Consider the following 12,775-nt stretch of genomic DNA (forward strand, 5'->3'; position numbering starts at 1 on the left):
GTAAGGAATCGAGGGTATCCAAATGAAAACTTACACGATTAGTGAAGTGGCCGATATGTTCCACATAACAGAGTCGACCCTGCGTTTTTACGACAAGAGAGGGCTGCTAACCTTGCTTGAACGTGATTTAGCAGGTCGTCGTATCTTTAATGAAGCACAAATTCAACTGCTGACGGCCATTCAACATTTGAAACATACTGATATGTCCATTAATCAAATAAAGCAGTATGTGGATTGGATAATGCAAGGCGATGAGACGATTCCCAAACGTTTGGCTATGTTAGAAGCTCATCGTCAGGAGATTCTTAAAGAACTGGAACTGCGTAAAACAAGTTTACAGGGAGTCGAACGAAAGATTGCCCGTTATCAGCAGTATGTCGATAAAAAGGAGAAAAAAAGATGACCAAGACAGCGTTTGTAACTGGTGCGAATAAAGGCATTGGTTTTGAGATTGCAAAGCATTTGTTAGAAGCGGGATTTCGTGTTTTAGTTGGGGCACGTGATCAGAATCGCGGAGAAACAGCAGTAACTGCCCTCCGAGAATTTGGTAATGCAGAGTTAGTGCTGTTGGATGTTGCTGAATTAGAGAGTATTGATAATGCAGTGACAATGATTAAGCAGAATTACCCAGAATTGACGCTCTTGGTTAACAATGCTGGCATTCCAGGTGATTTGTATAAACCTGGATGGGAGTTTACAGTGAACGAATTACAAGCAACCCATCAAGTTGACTTTATTGGTCCTTTTGCACTTTCAAAAGGCTTGCTGCCACTATTGATCGCCAATAAGGGCACGATTGTAAATATCAGTATTCCTATTGAGCCCCATCCTATTTTCAATGCATTTGCTTACCAAACAGCTAAGGCACCTTTGAATGTTATGACAAAGTCTTGGGGAATGAGTTTTGAACAGACGAATATACCCGTGGAGATCTTTGCGGTGATGCCGGGAGCAGTTACGACGGATTTGAACGGGAATATAACAGGAGATTTTGTAAAAACACCTGCGCAGGCTGCAGAATTAATCACGGGCTTTATTTTTGATGATGAAAATCACAATGGACAGGTGATTAATCACGACGGCACACTTGGAGACTACACAGTTGGCAGTAATGTTTAGTATGAGGCGAACCATCTGCGTCATACGGATTTTGACTAAAAGGATTACGCACAACATCTGATCTGCACCTCATGCATGAACGCCCTCTCCCTGCTATACATGAAATAGAGAGAGGGCTGTTCGTGTTTTTTGTAAGACGATTTCTTCTTCAGCATTTTTCGCTTGTATTTGAAAATCTACTGTTCCTCAGCTGACCACGCTGATTCATCTGCTAATCCTTGGATGAATTGCAACTCTTTGTCTAATTCCCCTTCTAATCGTTGTTTATAAGACTTTCTAATTTTTTCACGCAGCTGAATAATGGTATCTACTCTCTCTGTCGGAGCTTCCAAATCTTTCGAAGCAGAATATAATAAATCTATCGCTAAAGATAGTTCTTTCAGTTCATCCAATGATAGGTGTTCCCATTGTTCTTTCGTCATATAAAAACTCCTTTGATTTCAGTCACCGCTTTTGGCTATAGGAAAATAAATACTGGAAAGGTCACACGCAACACTTCTTTATTTGCCTTGAAAAAGATATCCGTAAAGCGTGATAAGCTCTTCGAAGAGATGTTCTTGATCAAATTGATTTTCTTTTTCCAGTCTCTCTACTATACGCAGAGCCAGCTCTTCCGATTGAACCTCGTAACACAATGGCCCATTGATGTAATGACAATTCTCTGCTTCTATTTCGTTATATCCACCATTGGAACGCAAAGAATGAATCGTCACATTAAAGTATTTCATCATACTTCCTCGATGAATGAAAGTATTAAAGGTAAAGACAATCGCTCCTTTTTCTCCTGATACAACATAATTGGATTTATCTACTGTAACAAGGGAATTGGAATTGGATATTTCTATATCATCTAGAGGTTCTTCATCTTCGATACGCTCAATATAACATTCCAATAACAAATGATTAATCTCCCTTCTCTCATTTCGTGGCATGAAAGGTATGAATAATGATACTTCATTTTTGAAAGCACTATACTCGTTTGCAAATTAAAAATAGTGCGTTCTTCATCCTTTCCTTGCGCTGTTAAATGTTTTTCCCTTTTCTGAGCATTTAAAAATCAACTTACTTTTTTATTTTATAACATTTTAGCTAATATGTAGGTTTGTGATGGATCTTATCCATCACAAAAAACTCCAGTTCCCACTGGAGTTCCATTTTTTATGCTGATCGGAAGACATGTTTTCCGGCAAACCAACCCATAATACGATGATTGATTTCTTCTTCACTGAGTTCTGGAAATAACCGCTCTTCTTTTACCATATCGTATAAACGTGTAATTGGCTCCCTGCCATCTGCTTTCTTTGCTTTGGCATCTGTCTTTAATAATTCCCATGTCTGGACAACAAAATCTCTGGGTTCTACCTCATGTTTGCGGAAGAAAAATTCCAAACGTTCCACATGATCGAGGTAATCCGCTCCAAATCGAGCTTCTACCTCTCCCTGCAATAAGGCAATCTCTGCTTTGTACATAGGACGTTCTTTCCCTTTTTCTTTGCCAATCCATGGTGTCTCAAGTACTAAAGGAAGATGACGGATTTTTTCATGATGGACGATATAATTCATCGCATCAAATCCAATCATTCCCGCACCAACTGGTGCATGCCGGTCTTTTCCAGCTCCACGGAAATTTTTGCTGTCATTGAGATGGACGACCGCGAGGCGGTCAAGACCAATCGTTTTATTAAACAGCTCCAGTACCCCATCAAAATCATGAACAATATCATAACCGGATTCATGCAAGTGGCAAGTATCCATGCAGACAGTTAATCTTCGATTGTCTTCCACTCTCTCCATAATCTGAGCGATTTCCTCAAAATTACGGCCAACTTCCGTTCCCTTCCCTGCCATTGTTTCCAACGCTATATTTACTTCAGTATCTTTCACCCCATCTAACACCAGATTTAAACCTTCAGCTATGCGGGCGATTCCATACTCCACATCTTTTTCCGTGAAAGCTCCTGGGTGAAGAACGATATTTTTTACCCCTAAATAATTTGTTCGGCGAATTTCCTCTTGCAAAAACCGAACGGCAAACTCAAATTTATCATCTTTATAGGTTCCTAAGTTGATGATATAAGGAGCATGGACTATAATTTCTTCAATGCCATGATCAGCCATTACTGCTTTTCCTTCTTCGACAAATTGCTTTTCAATCGCTTTTCGTCTTGTATTTTGAGGCGCACCAGTGTAGATCATAAATGTACTTGAATCATATGAAACCGCTTCTTCTGCTGCATTTAAAAGCCCTTTACCAGAAAATGATACATGTGACCCTATTTTTAACATGCAAAAAACTCCTTTTATCTTGTATAACGACCGCTATGCTTTCAGATTCTCTGATCTATTAAAAATCGTTATCGTTCTATCGTTATTTTCTATTGATGATAGGAAAAATCCTACATACTTGTTTTACCACATCTTTAAGAGAATAATCCACTTAGAAGATTGAAAAGGTAGTTGTTACTTTCTGGACAAACATCATACCGATCAGACAAATCTGATACCAAACTTTATTCGTAATTCACAACTACTTTAATTTGTTCTTTTGCATTAAAATGAAGAATAGATAGACTATTCAAATAAATAACTGTCATCGATCAAGGAGAAACAATGAAATTGCGTAGAATGGTTGCGCACACACGTGAGTGGATGAACACAAAGCTTTTCGTTAGTATGATCGCTGGAGTAATGCTAACAATTAGTGACCGAATCCAGCTGGCAGGTCTTCCTCTTGTGCTAAAAGAAGAAGGTCTTGGAGCATTTATCGGAACCGTCATGATGGCCTACTTTATCGCTGCAATTCCTGGAGCATTGTTGGGTGGACATTTGTGCGATAAATATAAACCTGAGTGGGTTTCATTTTGGGCGCTTTCGATCACTTCTGCTGCTTTGATAGCCTACATGTACTGTCAACAAATTTGGCTGTACATTGCGATTCGGCTTATCTCTGGATTTACTGTTGGCATGGGTGGAAGTCCTGCTGGAATTTTGCCCCGTCAGTCTGTGCCTAAGAGGTTTCAGCTGTGGATGAGTTCATTCACCGCTGCGGTTGATTTTGGTCTAGCTGGACTGGCGCTTTGGTTTGTGACATCCAATCCTGAAGCATGGAATTGGATTTGCTTTTATGTAGGAGTAGCAAATCTAATTGGAGCGATCGCTTTGGTAACACTTTACCCAAAACTACAGAAAAATAAGGTTGGTGACCAAGCAGAGCTATCCATGCCTCAACGATCAACCAGTATCGCATGGCACACAGCTATCTATGTTACCCTTCTAGCTGGTCCAGTAGTGGCAATTTATGCTGTTTTCAACAGCTATCTACCACTCTATATCGGGGCGGACAATGCAGGAAAATATCTGCTTCTGGCGAGCCTGATCAATGGACTTTCCGGTTTTATCCCTGCTTGGGTAGCGACAAAGAAAGGGAATCCGTTTGTCATTTGGACGAGTGTGATCCTCATTGCCTCTATCACTGGAATATTGGCTTTTTGGCCAGTTTCTGGTGTATTGTTCGCAGGAGCAATTCTCATCGGGTTGTTTTCCCGTTCCATCGACCTGTGCATGGGACAATCGGTTTACGACCAGAGCGTGAAAGACCGTAATACTGGAGCAGCCCTGAGTGCTCTAATCGTTGCTAACATGCTGACCACCAGTATCGCAGTTCAGTTCAGCGGAATAATTGGAGAAAATTGGGGTTTTGGTCATGCCTTTTGGATCTTGGCCTTGGGCTCTTATGCGGCTCCGTTTTTCTGGAAATGGATGAGGAGAAAAAAATAACACCCTCCATTCTAGCCGTTTGCCCTAGGTAAACGGCCAAAATTTTGCTACTAGGCCCACTTCACCTATAGACCGAAGAGTAACGGATCTTCGTTCAATTTACATCGAAAGAAAAAAAATAATTTAATTTCATTAAGATGTTGGGTAGGTCAGGCTCCTTTCGGTAAGCGTCAAATAGCCCCTTCCTGTGTAATCGGAGAGGGCTCTATTATCAAAATCAGAAGTAAACAAAAAAGGTGCAGAAAGTAAAATAAACTATTATAATATTTTTGAATATTGTTATTAATGATTCACTCTAATTCACCCTACAACAAAGAAAGGAAATTACTGCCTATGATAAAGTCAATCACTATTTATAGGGATGTAGAAAATGCAGCTAATCTCCAAAATTTTTTTTGGGAGAATATCTTTCCTCGAACTCAAAGGATACCAGCTATTATTTTTGCAAAATTAACCACTGTATCACAACAGGTAAGTGAAAAAATTCCGTCAAATCTTGAAGGACTCCAATTTATGATGGAATTTTATTTTGAGTCTACAAAAACAATGAGTAAATTTGTGTCCTCATCCGAGGGGCAAGAACTTATGAAGCTAATCCAAGAATATTCCCTTGATGGAACATGTCACATGTTGGGTATGGAAAAAAGATTTGACTCCAGATCGCAAAACCACTTAACAACCTTAAATGAAAATGATTCCAACCGAATTAAAGTCAAATCAATTGGTATTTGCACGAATATTAGGAATCCGTATGCTTTCCAAGAATTTTATTTAAGCGAAGTCTTCCCTATTTTTATTACTTTTCCTGGAGTTAGTAGTTTAAATATAACTAAAGCTATTAAAAGTGAAGGCATTACACAAGAGAATAGAGAAATTCAACTAGTTATGGAAGGGAATTATACATCTGAAGAGGCAATGTATAATGTTTTTACTCTTCCCGAGGCTCAAAAGCTTATGGAATTAATCGAACAAAAAGCGCCTGGTGACTTTAATGTATTTTTAGGACATGAAAAAATCTTTGATTTTAAAAATGCAAAAAAATCATATCACAAAAGCAACTATTCATATAAGTCACCAACCAAGTTTATCAAAGATATTCTTGATCAGAAGTGAGACATATTTATGTTTTTGGATTTGGTGCAAGAATGAGTCACCGTACATACCCATCAAACTAGGGAAATAGAATATCCAAAACATTAGAAAAAAGATATTCTCTCTTTAGAGTTTCATGATATCAGAGATTTATTCCTCTCCTGCTATTTGTCCTGTTTGTAAACAAAGATCACCCGACAAACAGGATGCCACAACCATCACATGGTTTGACGATGTTGGGTAAATTTGCATATCCTCAGGAAAGGTACATTGGCGTTAGTGTTAGGTGTAAAAGCCAGAAATAAATAAAACAATACCAATAGCAATGAATAGAACTTTATATACATACCATGTCAATATACTTAAAATCAAAGCAACAATAAAATCACCTTGAATATAGATAGAGGAATTCTTTGTATCTTTTTTCTTAAATAAGAGTCCTACGATTATAAAAATAATACTAAAAATAATTAACATTATTTTAGTTCCCATAGATCTAGCTACCTAAATTCCGCTAAAATATGGCTCTCAATTCTAGGTAATGTATTATCGTATCGAATTACAACCCTATGGATTTAAATTCTTTATATTATCTCAGTCACTTCTCTGGTTTTAAATTAGCATAAACATATTATTTTTTCGGTTAAACACCTTATGTGTAAAACATACCTAAGAACAATACTGCAGTTGAAAGAATAACATAAAGTAGTATTTCAGAAGATTTCCCAGCTCTCTGAAGCTGAATCCATGAAAGAAGGCAAAAAACTGCTGTCAACCCAAAACTTAAAAAGAACCAGAAACTAGTTCCTCTGTTTCTATATATTAAATTAATAATTCCAATCGAAACGAACATAATCCTTAGAAGGTATACCATTCTAATCCCTCGCATTTATAAAGATTAGTAGTACATACCAAATAATAGATATGTACTACTCCAGTATTATAAATTATTAATATATCTTATGATTCTTCTTTGAGCGTTCGCTAAATAAGAATTAAGCCTTTTCCCGTAACTAGTTCTTAAAAATCGCCCATCAGGATCACCATACCTAAACACATTATTTAGTACTACATTTAATGTATTATGATTTGCAAAAGTACTAGCTATCCAACCTGCTACGGCACCTCTTAATCCAGCCTTTAAAATTCTATAAATTTTCCTACCAATACCTGTTCTTCTAGCCAAATTGGAAATTGGTTTAAGTGCCCTATAAGCTTTGTAACCACTACCCACACCGGGAAGTCCTAAACAAACAACTGTAGTGACTGGGTGTGCCCTTAAATCGTTAAATACATAATTTACTATACTTTTAAGGACTGACTTTGAATAGCCCACTAACCGTGAGAAAAAGGAACTACCATCGGGGTCAACGTTGGTTATTGGATTATTACCACAATAAAGATATTTATTGAGTGTAATAGTATCTAACTCATCACCAGTATCTGGATCTACCGTAATAAATCTTCCTGTTTTAGTATCATAAAATCTTGCTTGCAAGTAGTAGAATCCCGTTTCTTTATCATATCGATAACCCGCATAAAGGTAGGGATTAACAACTGAGCCTGTTTGCTTTATCAAATTTCCGAATGCATCATAATCATACGTGTTCACAACAGCACCTGTAGAATCTGAAAGAGCGACAACATCTCCATGTCCATTTAATTGATAGTAATATGTTTGACCTCCACGAGTCATACTTACAGGCTGAATCCCATTCCAAGTATAACTCACAACCACGTTGTTTCCATCGTATTTTTCTACGGTATTGATCCCATCCCCAGAAGAAATATTCCCTACTAAAGTCCAGCGGTCTGGAAAACTATCGGTAGGATCGGTATCCCGTTCAAAACTACTATTTTCCAGTGCATTATAGGCTTAAAGTAACCCTCTTCTACCTGTAAACCATCAAACCAATAGGTTCCGGAACCAGAAGTGGTATATCCTCGAATCTCCAATTGGTTGGTACCTGCAGGTAAATCCCCTGGATTGATTACAACATGTAAACGAGTGGTGTCTTGTGTCCCAGTAATATAACTACTGGGAATAGCGACATAAGTTCCATTGGTCGTATTAAATCCAAATGCATAAATCATGGCTCGACCTGTTGCACCTGATGTCTTGGCATAACCACTAAACACATATGTTTTGGTAGCATCATAGGCAATCCGATCACTGTCCACTGCTGTTGTGCTGGTTGGATTGGTGATTTTCAAGCTCTTTTTCCCAAGAGTAATCCCATCGGTCGTTAAACCTGTTGAATCTACACTGATGGTTGTAGCTCCTGTTGGTGTTTTGCTCCAGTTATCTGGCCAACCATCACTATCCCGGTCGATTTCCATGCTGCCATTGATGGCAAGGTTTTTTCCAACACTCATTTCTTCTGTTTCTTCGGTTACATTTCCATATGTGTCGTATTTCGTAGCAGCAGATTTGTCAGCAGCATCGGTAGTTGCTGTTTCATTTCCTTCATCATCAAACTCATTGGTGGTCTGATTCCCTTTTGGATTGGTTTCCGTTATGGGATTATTGTTGGAATCGTAGGTAGTTTGCGTTGTCTCATTCAACGGATTGGTTTTCGATAGAACGTTTCCTTTGTTGTCATACGTATAGTGTGTAGTAGCAGTACCACTTGCTGCATTGGTATTCGCATCCTTGGTATCGGTTAAATTGTTGTTTCCATCGTACGTATACGTCGTTGTATAATTTAATCCCCCAGAATCTTGTACCATGGTCACGACATTCCCATTATCATTATGCGTGTATTTGCTTACATGATTTTTGGGGTCAGTAACGGTGGTAATATTGTTAGCAGTGTCATAATCAATTGTGGTAGTTGCAGTTTGCACCGTTCCTCCGACTGTAATGGGATGACTCATGGAAGTTACTTTATTGGATGTGTAAGCAATGGTTTCTTTATTGTTATTGGGATCTGTAATGCTGGTTAACTGATGAGCAATATCATAGTCATACTGATCCACCGATAAGGTACTTCCATCGGTATCTTTATGAGTAACCCTCTGTAAATTTCCATTTGCATCATATCCATATGTGATGGATCGATTTGCAAAATCAGTAACGATTTGTACATGATTATTGCCGTCGTAAGCAAGTGTTATGGTTCGGCCGGAAGCATCTATAAAAAATCGACAAGGTTCTTTTTATTAAATTATTTTTTCTAGCCAGTTCAACAACCTAGCTATTTTTGCCCAATCCCCGAAAAAGTACATTAAGGAATAATTTCAAAATAACTCAAGTTCTACCCTAAGCCAGTTGAATTTAGCTGCTTCTTTTTACCATGCCCCTAATGTAGATGATCTAAGTGCTAATTGATCTACTGTCACTGAATATTAGGAAACCCAAAAAATAAATTGCAACAATTAACCATTAATCACAACATCAAGCAAAGACATCACCATTATTCGATCAGAAACTAGCCGATCTTCAAAACGAAGAAGAAATCCCCATTTCTCGTCGATCTGTTGCAAAATCGAAAAAAATGGAAATTCCTTCCTCAGCTTCCCGTAAAACGTTATACAATGTCTCACTAGTCTTGTTCAAAAAAAAGCGACCCAAATATTGGAGTCGCTTTTTTTATTCTTTTTTAAAGACATGTAAGATTGCTTTGACCATTCCACCAAGGAACTTAGGAAGTTTCAATGTATAAAAACGCAACCGAGTTCCCTCCTTCTTCTTCGGTACATTTCCTGTTTGTCATCCTATATATATTCTACCCATAGGTATTTGTACCTAGAACGGGGAACAAAATTTATCTATTTTTGATACTTTGACACAGCCAAACTTACTGGGTAAAGTAAATTCCTTCCCCTCAAGCGTGCCTTAGTCATTTATCTTTACTCAAAGACACCAAACATTTACCACTGCTAATCGAAACAGTTGCCATTTTCCCTTTCATTTCATTGCTGATTCCTCTTGTCTCTCCTCGGATCAAAGTCTCGTCTTTCAATGGATAAGTCAATCCATTGGTCGATATACCGACCACCTTTTCACTTACAGGAATTAAGGATACATAGGTATAACCTGAGTGGATGAGCTGGAGCTCACCTGAACCAACCAACAAACTTAAGCGATTGGTCTCATCTTGTATAATCCCATGTACTCCATGAGAAGCTAACCACTCCAGTAGTCCTATATTAGCAAGCGTGTGATCCATCCTGCCTCCACCAAATGCACCAAAAAGATAAACCTCATCAGGTTCATAAGTCATGGCTTCTTCTAGTGCTGCATGAGTGTCTGTCACATTTTTCATCACGGAGAGAGGTACAACTCTCATTCCTTTCGATTTCCATTCCTGAATGTTTTCTTGTCCTGTTGTATCAAAATCTCCTATCGCTACATGAGGAGTGATTCCTGCTTCTAGTAAAGCGATCACACCATGATCTGCACCAATTACAATATCTGTTTCCTTGATATTAGCTTGTAAAAATTTCTTTGTAACAGTCCCACCAGCAACGACTATCACACGCTTTTTTGTCATTTAAGGGCGAAATAATTTTGGAGCAGCGTACAACAGTACGATTACTACAATAATAGAAATGATAATTTCCGGTAAAATATAGCTGGCGTTGTAAATAAGCGAATAAACATAAACAGACTGTCCTTTTGGAGCATAATCGGCAAAAAAGATCACACCCGAGAGAAAATGGGATACAAACCTTAAAATTCCACCACTAAATAGCCCTATCACCACTCTTATTATTTTACTGCTCTGCTTCGTGGTGTTCTTAATCGACAACCAACCAGAAAATCCCAAAAGAGCAAACGCTAATGGGTAATCTAAAATAACTTGAATAGGGTGCGCATAAAAAGCTCCCGGTAAAACAAGAAGTATGAGTCCAGTAATCAAACCTGCTGTAATCCCAGGAATGACTCCTCTTCGAAATGCCAAAATCGCAATAGGTACCATCGTTAACGTAACGGAACCTCCATTTGGCCATAATGGAAAAGGGGTGAGTATATTAAACACGATGGCTAATGCAGCTACAATTGCTGTTTCTACTAGTGTGATGACTTTCGTGCGTTGATTCAAACTTCTTCCTCCTCAAATTCACATCTTTCATATATACATAATTCTCTATCATTTTATCAAAATAGCTCGAGCAAAACCAAATTTTATGGTTTTTTAAACAAAAAACCATGGATGGATGGAAGTACCTATATTTCAAGGATATCCATCAAACACATGGCTAAATCAAATGAATTTTTTATACTTGTTTTATACGGTAATCATATCGAATCAAGTCAATCGCTTTTTTTCGATCGGTTTGACCAAAAACAGCTGATCCTGCAACCAAAACAGTTGCTCCACTTTCGACTACCTGTTTTGCTGTTCCTGGCGCAATTCCACCATCTACTTCTATCTCCACTTGAAGACCTTGTCGATCGATAAGAGTCCGTAAATCAGCTATCTTCGAAAGTACGTTTGTAATAAACGACTGCCCTCCAAAACCAGGATTTACGGTCATCAATAATACAAGGTCAACATCAGGTAAAATAGGTTCGATCACGGAAATCGGAGTAGCAGGATTAATAGAAACACCAGCTTTGAGACCTAAACCTTTGATATGATGAACCGTCCGATGAAGATGAGGACATGTTTCTTGATGCACCGTAATATAATCTGCACCGCTTTTTGCAAACGCATCGATATATGTATCTGGCTTTTCTATCATCAGATGGACATCAAAGGGAAGAAGCGTATGTGGACGAATTGCCTCCACTACAAGCGGACCAAACGTAATATTAGGGACAAAATGGCCATCCATCACATCCAGATGCAACCAATCTGCTCCTGCTTGCTCAATTTCCCGTACTTCTTCCTTTAATCGAGAAAAATCGGCAGAAAGAAGAGATGGCGCTATTTTAACCATGTGGATCAATACCTCTTTTCTTGCTGAATTTCATGGAGAAAGAGTAAATAGTGTTCATACCTTGTTGCATTGAGTTCTCCAGATTTTACGCCTTCTTTCACTGCACATCCTGGTTCATTTTGATGATAACATCCACGAAAACGGCATGATTCGAGATAAGAATGGTACTCTGGAAATGCATAAGTCAATTCTTCCGCTGTCATGCCTTTGAGTCCTAGTTGACTAAAACCGGGGGTATCCGCTATTTGTCCGCCATCTATCAAAGATAGCAATTCTACTTGTCTGGTAGTGTGTCGGCCGCGCCCGATTTTTTCACTGACACTACCTACTTGCTGGGTACTCTCTGGCAAAATCTGATTGAGCAAAGATGACTTTCCAACACCAGAAAGACCTGCAAATACAGTGGTTTCTTCCCGTAACAAATCCAATAGTTCTGCTATACCTTCTCCTGTACGAATACTAGTAGTTACAATCGGATAAGCCGCTTTTCGATACATTTCTCGAACAGCCTCAATATCTTCAGTTTCTTCCACAAGATCTTTTTTTGTTAAACAAATTACAATTCGTAGCTTTTCTTTCTCCGCATGAACCAAAAATCGATCCAATGGAAGAGATTGAAACTTTGGCTCTCGGAGGGAACAGACTACGACTGCTTGTTCGACATTGGCAATTGGCGGGCGCAGGAGCTCAGTAGAGCGGGGCTGGACAGAAGTAATTACTCCTTGATCCAACCCCGTACTTTCCCACTCTACCATGTCACCAACTAATGGTTTTATTTTTCTCTTTTCGAATTTAAATATGCCGCGGGCACGACACTGAATGACTTCCCCTTCATCTGCTCGCACATAGTAAAAACCACTTATTGCTTTGATGATCTGCCCACTTGGCATCCAAACAT

Annotated in this window: 14 protein-coding genes and 1 pseudogene; 5 read left to right on the plus strand and 10 right to left on the minus strand. The window is 38.6% G+C overall.

Annotated elements, in window-relative coordinates:
• Positions 1-22 precede the first annotated feature (22 nt).
• Together AC5WOE_RS12560 and AC5WOE_RS12565 are read left to right on the plus strand one after the other, a co-directional pair.
• The gene (locus AC5WOE_RS12560) at positions 23-403 is read left to right on the plus strand and encodes a MerR family transcriptional regulator (protein WP_496048910.1); all 381 of its coding nucleotides are present in this window, start codon (positions 23-25) and stop codon (positions 401-403) included.
• Positions 400-1,119: an SDR family NAD(P)-dependent oxidoreductase gene (locus tag AC5WOE_RS12565; protein WP_496052719.1), complete on the plus strand. Its 720-nt coding sequence runs from the start codon at positions 400-402 to the stop codon at positions 1,117-1,119. Before AC5WOE_RS12560 ends, AC5WOE_RS12565 begins: the two co-directional genes overlap by 4 nt.
• Positions 1,120-1,295: 176 nt before the next feature.
• Here the strand turns inward: AC5WOE_RS12565 and AC5WOE_RS12570 are convergent, their stop codons facing one another.
• The 3 genes from AC5WOE_RS12570 to AC5WOE_RS12580 form a co-directional block, all read right to left on the minus strand.
• Positions 1,296-1,541 (minus strand): hypothetical protein, encoded by a 246-nt coding sequence (locus AC5WOE_RS12570; protein WP_496048912.1) that lies wholly within the window; start codon positions 1,539-1,541, stop codon positions 1,296-1,298.
• A gap of 78 nt (positions 1,542-1,619) precedes the next feature.
• Positions 1,620-2,018 carry a hypothetical protein gene (locus AC5WOE_RS12575; RefSeq protein ID WP_496052720.1) on the minus strand — a complete coding sequence of 133 codons (399 nt, stop codon included), beginning with the start codon at positions 2,016-2,018 and terminating at the stop codon, positions 1,620-1,622.
• Between the two features lie 259 nt (positions 2,019-2,277).
• Complete coding sequence (locus AC5WOE_RS12580) at positions 2,278-3,405, minus strand: deoxyribonuclease IV (RefSeq protein ID WP_496052721.1); 1,128 nt, start codon at positions 3,403-3,405, stop codon at positions 2,278-2,280.
• Positions 3,406-3,729: 324 nt separating this feature from the next.
• On the opposite strand from AC5WOE_RS12580, the gene AC5WOE_RS12585 reads away from it, so the two are divergent.
• On the plus strand, positions 3,730-4,896 hold the full coding sequence (locus AC5WOE_RS12585; protein ID WP_496052722.1) for an MFS transporter: 1,167 nt from the start codon (positions 3,730-3,732) through the stop codon (positions 4,894-4,896).
• Positions 4,897-5,229: 333 nt separating this feature from the next.
• Complete coding sequence (locus AC5WOE_RS12590) at positions 5,230-6,009, plus strand: hypothetical protein (protein WP_496052723.1); 780 nt, start codon at positions 5,230-5,232, stop codon at positions 6,007-6,009.
• Positions 6,010-6,928: 919 nt separating this feature from the next.
• On the opposite strand, the gene AC5WOE_RS12595 is transcribed toward AC5WOE_RS12590, so the two are convergent.
• Positions 6,929-7,684 (minus strand): RHS repeat-associated core domain-containing protein, encoded by a 756-nt coding sequence (locus AC5WOE_RS12595; protein WP_496052724.1) that lies wholly within the window; start codon positions 7,682-7,684, stop codon positions 6,929-6,931.
• A 101-nt stretch (positions 7,685-7,785) separates the two neighbouring features.
• Entirely contained in the window at positions 7,786-8,967 is a 1,182-nt protein-coding gene (locus AC5WOE_RS12600) for a hypothetical protein (RefSeq protein ID WP_496052725.1), read from the minus strand.
• Positions 8,968-9,398: 431 nt separating this feature from the next.
• Between AC5WOE_RS12600 and AC5WOE_RS12605 the strand changes: the two are divergent.
• A pseudogene (locus tag AC5WOE_RS12605) lies at positions 9,399-9,503 on the plus strand (hypothetical protein); the annotation flags it as partial.
• Between the two features lie 77 nt (positions 9,504-9,580).
• Here the strand turns inward: AC5WOE_RS12605 and spoVM are convergent.
• The 5 genes from spoVM to rsgA all read right to left on the minus strand — a co-directional run bounded on the left by spoVM (position 9,581) and on the right by rsgA (position 12,767).
• Complete coding sequence (spoVM, locus tag AC5WOE_RS12610) at positions 9,581-9,661, minus strand: stage V sporulation protein SpoVM (RefSeq protein ID WP_420833061.1); 81 nt, start codon at positions 9,659-9,661, stop codon at positions 9,581-9,583.
• A gap of 169 nt (positions 9,662-9,830) precedes the next feature.
• The gene (locus AC5WOE_RS12615) at positions 9,831-10,484 is read right to left on the minus strand and encodes a thiamine diphosphokinase (RefSeq protein ID WP_496048919.1); all 654 of its coding nucleotides are present in this window, start codon (positions 10,482-10,484) and stop codon (positions 9,831-9,833) included.
• A complete protein-coding gene (thiT, locus tag AC5WOE_RS12620) occupies positions 10,485-11,036 on the minus strand; it encodes an energy-coupled thiamine transporter ThiT (RefSeq protein ID WP_496048920.1) in 552 nt (183 codons plus the stop codon).
• A 175-nt stretch (positions 11,037-11,211) separates the two neighbouring features.
• Entirely contained in the window at positions 11,212-11,877 is a 666-nt protein-coding gene (gene rpe / locus AC5WOE_RS12625) for a ribulose-phosphate 3-epimerase (RefSeq protein WP_496048921.1), read from the minus strand.
• A gap of 5 nt (positions 11,878-11,882) precedes the next feature.
• Positions 11,883-12,767 (minus strand): ribosome small subunit-dependent GTPase A, encoded by an 885-nt coding sequence (rsgA, locus tag AC5WOE_RS12630; protein WP_496048922.1) that lies wholly within the window; start codon positions 12,765-12,767, stop codon positions 11,883-11,885.
• Positions 12,768-12,775: the final 8 nt, after the last annotated feature.

This window comes from Shimazuella sp. NTD248, assembly GCF_059510395.1.